Origin of the sequence: Nocardia aobensis NBRC 100429, assembly GCF_000308375.1 — a bacterium.
GTDB lineage: Bacteria > Actinomycetota > Actinomycetes > Mycobacteriales > Mycobacteriaceae > Nocardia > Nocardia aobensis.
In genome coordinates this window covers 1-3,012 of record NZ_BAFQ01000241.1, presented here as the reverse complement: position 1 = coordinate 3,012, position 3,012 = coordinate 1, and the positions used below count along the sequence as shown (strand labels likewise).

At 69.9% G+C, this 3,012-nt stretch carries 4 protein-coding genes; all 4 read right to left on the bottom strand.

The window, feature by feature from the left end; genetic code table 11:
- A partial coding sequence (locus tag RJ03_RS27450) for an alpha/beta hydrolase (RefSeq protein ID WP_036507614.1) occupies window positions 1-366 on the bottom strand: 366 nt, incomplete at its 3' end.
- A gap of 85 nt (window positions 367-451) precedes the next feature.
- Window positions 452-835, bottom strand: a complete 384-nt coding sequence (locus RJ03_RS27445; RefSeq protein ID WP_036507612.1) for a hypothetical protein — start codon at window positions 833-835, stop codon at window positions 452-454.
- A gap of 1 nt (window position 836) precedes the next feature.
- Window positions 837-1,997 (bottom strand): thiolase C-terminal domain-containing protein, encoded by a 1,161-nt coding sequence (locus RJ03_RS27440; protein WP_036507611.1) that lies wholly within the window; start codon window positions 1,995-1,997, stop codon window positions 837-839.
- A 67-nt stretch (window positions 1,998-2,064) separates the two neighbouring features.
- Window positions 2,065-3,012: Zn-ribbon domain-containing OB-fold protein (locus RJ03_RS27435; protein WP_036507610.1), on the bottom strand; the 948-nt coding region annotated here is incomplete at its 5' end.

Sequence of the window (3,012 nt, the reverse complement as noted above, 5' to 3'; positions counted from 1 at the left end):
GTCCTGCAGGGGAGCCGGGAAAGGATGTTCGGGCGCGAGGCGGTAATCGACCGAGACGATCGTGACGCCGAGGTCGCGGGCGGTGATCGAGCAGAAGGTGTCGTCCTGGACCGGGCTGCCGAGGACGTAGCCGCCGCCGTGTATCCACAACACCGCGACCGGCGAATGGGCACCGGTGGGGCGATAAACGCGCAGCGGTACGCGGCCGGCCGCGAGATGTTCGATGCGCACGCCCGCGACTCGCCGGGCGGGCCGGTGGGCGGCGGCCAGGCGCACCAGGCGTAATGCCCAGCGGCGGCCGATCGTCAGCGGCGGCAACCAGCGCGCGGGTCCGCGCAGTTCCGGCGCTACGAGAGACAGGTCCATCGCGATCTCCTTCTCACACCCGAAACGAAACTATAGTTCGGACAGGTGTCCCACAGCGCCCGATTGCCGAGGAGCGCAGCTACATTCACCCAGGGCAGACGATCCGCACCGAGGGCGGCCGGAGGAATTGCGACCGCGCGGGCACCACCGCGAGCAGGCTCTTGCGCCGTGCGAGGGCCACCGCGTGCCCGACGGCGCCGAACGGCAGGTGCTGCCACGTCCAGTTGCAGCCGTGCGGCGACAGCAGCATCGCGGTCTGCGCGAAATCGGCATGTTCGACCTGTTCGGCGTCGACGAACATGCCGACCATGATCGAACTCACCAGCGCCGGAGCCAGCGTCCCGTCACAGACGACGTGCACGGTTCCGTCGCGGCCGACATAGTGTGCGGCCCAATCCAATACGACACGTCGCCGGGCCACGCGCCCGGTGACGAGCGCGACGACCTCGGATTCGCAGCGCGGAGACATCTCAGCCGTGGGGACCCTCCAGAATCGTCACCGCCGACACCGCCGTGGGGCCGCCGAGGTTGTGCGCCAACCCGATTCGCGCCCCGTCGACCTGGTTGACGGCGTGGCCGCGCAGCTGCTCGAACAACTCCACGCACTGCGCCACACCGGTCGCCCCCGGCGGATGGCCCTTGGATTTCAACCCACCGCTCGGATTCACCGGCAGCGCGCCACCCACGCTGGTCGCGCCCGTGTCGACCAGTTTGCAGGCCTCGAAGCGGTCGGCGAAACCGAGGTCCTCGTAGCTGATCAGCTCGATGCCGGTGAAGAAGTCGTGCACCTCCGCGACATCGATATCGGCCGGGGTCAGCCCCGCCATCGCGAAGGCCTGTTTCGCGGCGCGGACCGTCGCCGGGAATGTGGTCATATCCCGTTTGTGCTGGTGCATCACCGAATCCAGGCCCAGGCCCACTCCCCTGATCCAGACCGGCCGATCGGTGTAGCGGTCGACCGCGTCCTCGGCGGCGAGGATCAGCGCGGCGGCACCGTCGCTCTGCGGGGCGCAGTCGTACACGCCGAACGGATCCACCACCATCGGAGCCGCGAGGGCCTGCTCCAGCGAAATCTCGAAACGCAAGCGCGCCTTCGGATTCGACACGCCGTGACGGTGGTTCTTCACCGCGATCAGTCCCAGATGTTCCCGCCCGACCGGAGATTCGTGCAGATAGCGGGCGACATGCAGGGCGAAGCCTGCCGGTGCGATCAGCCCGAGGGGGTAGTCCCACGCCATATCGCGGGTCATCGCCTCCCACTCCCAGAGCATGTCCTTGGAGGCGGTTTCGCGGAGTTTGTCCGCACCGATCACCAGCGCCACATCGTAGGCACCGGAGGCGATGCCGAACAGGGCGTTGCGCACCGCGTCATTGCCGGTGGCACAGGAGTTTTCGATCCGCGTCACCGGGAGATCCGGCAGGCCGAGCACGTCGGCGAGAATGCCCGAGGGGAATCCGTCCGGTGTACCCATCGCGCCGAACCAGGCCGCCTGCAGGTCGGCTTTCGCGATGCCCTTGTCCACCGACGCCGCGCATTCGGCGAAGGCCATCGGCAGCAGATCCTTGATGCCGAGTGCGAAATGCTCGGCGAACGGCGTCATCCCGGCGCCGACCACTGCCACCCGTCTCATGCCGCCTCCGTAACCTGCGGGAGCGCCCGCACCCCCGTCGGCGCCACGAGCGCTGCGCGATTGTGTCTCATGCCGCCTCCGAATCCGGCTCGAACGCGTACCCGTAGTCCGGTACCCCTGAGCGCACCGCGACCCGGCGCAGCACCATGCGCCCGCGGTCGCCGATGCGGACCGTGCCGGGATCGGTTCCGGTGACTTTCACCAGTGCCCGCACGTCCACCTCGTCGAGTTCGACGATCACCAGCGAATACGGTGTCCGCAGCCCGGGCACCGGCACGTGGACCGTCACCTCGGTGTACACGGTTCCGATGCGCGGCAACGGAATCAGCATGTAGCCGGTGCTGAGGCTGCCGTCCTCGCCGAGGCGGTAGCGCGGCGGGAAATCCAGCTCGTCGCGGCCGGGGTGGCGACCGGCCTCCCAGCGCACCTTGGCCTCGAAGGCGCGCTCGTAGGCGGCGAGCGAGATCGGGATGTCGGCACCCGGTACCGCGACGGCCTCCGGTTCGGCTCGCACCGCCGGTTCCCGGCGGTATACCCGCACCGGCCCCGCGGAGACCGTGACTCCTGACAGACTGGCCTGCTCGACCCCGACGAGCAGGCCCGTCTGTCCCCAGTCGGCCAGTGCCGCAAGGGCGAACAGGCTCGACCCGGCCCCCGTCGTCGGCAGTCGCGGTGGATCGCCGACGCACAGGTGGGCCGCCTGCTCGTGGTCGACGCCCGATACGATCACCGGCGTGTCCACCCATGCCGCGGCCAGCGATGCCAGCAGGCCGCGCTCGTGCAGCAGCCGCGGATCGCCGTAGTCGTGGACGTCGCCGGTGGCGTTGCGGGTGCGCACCGGCAGGCTGCGCGCCACCCGGGCCGCGGTCCGCACCGCCAGTCCGCGCTCGGCGACCAGGGCCGCCGCCGCCCCGGCCGGATCCAGGTCGACGCCGATGATCAGCGTGCGCGGGCGGGCGGAGCTCAGCGCGTCGAGTGTCGCGGGCGCGCCGCCGAGCCGTTCGATCACCTCGAG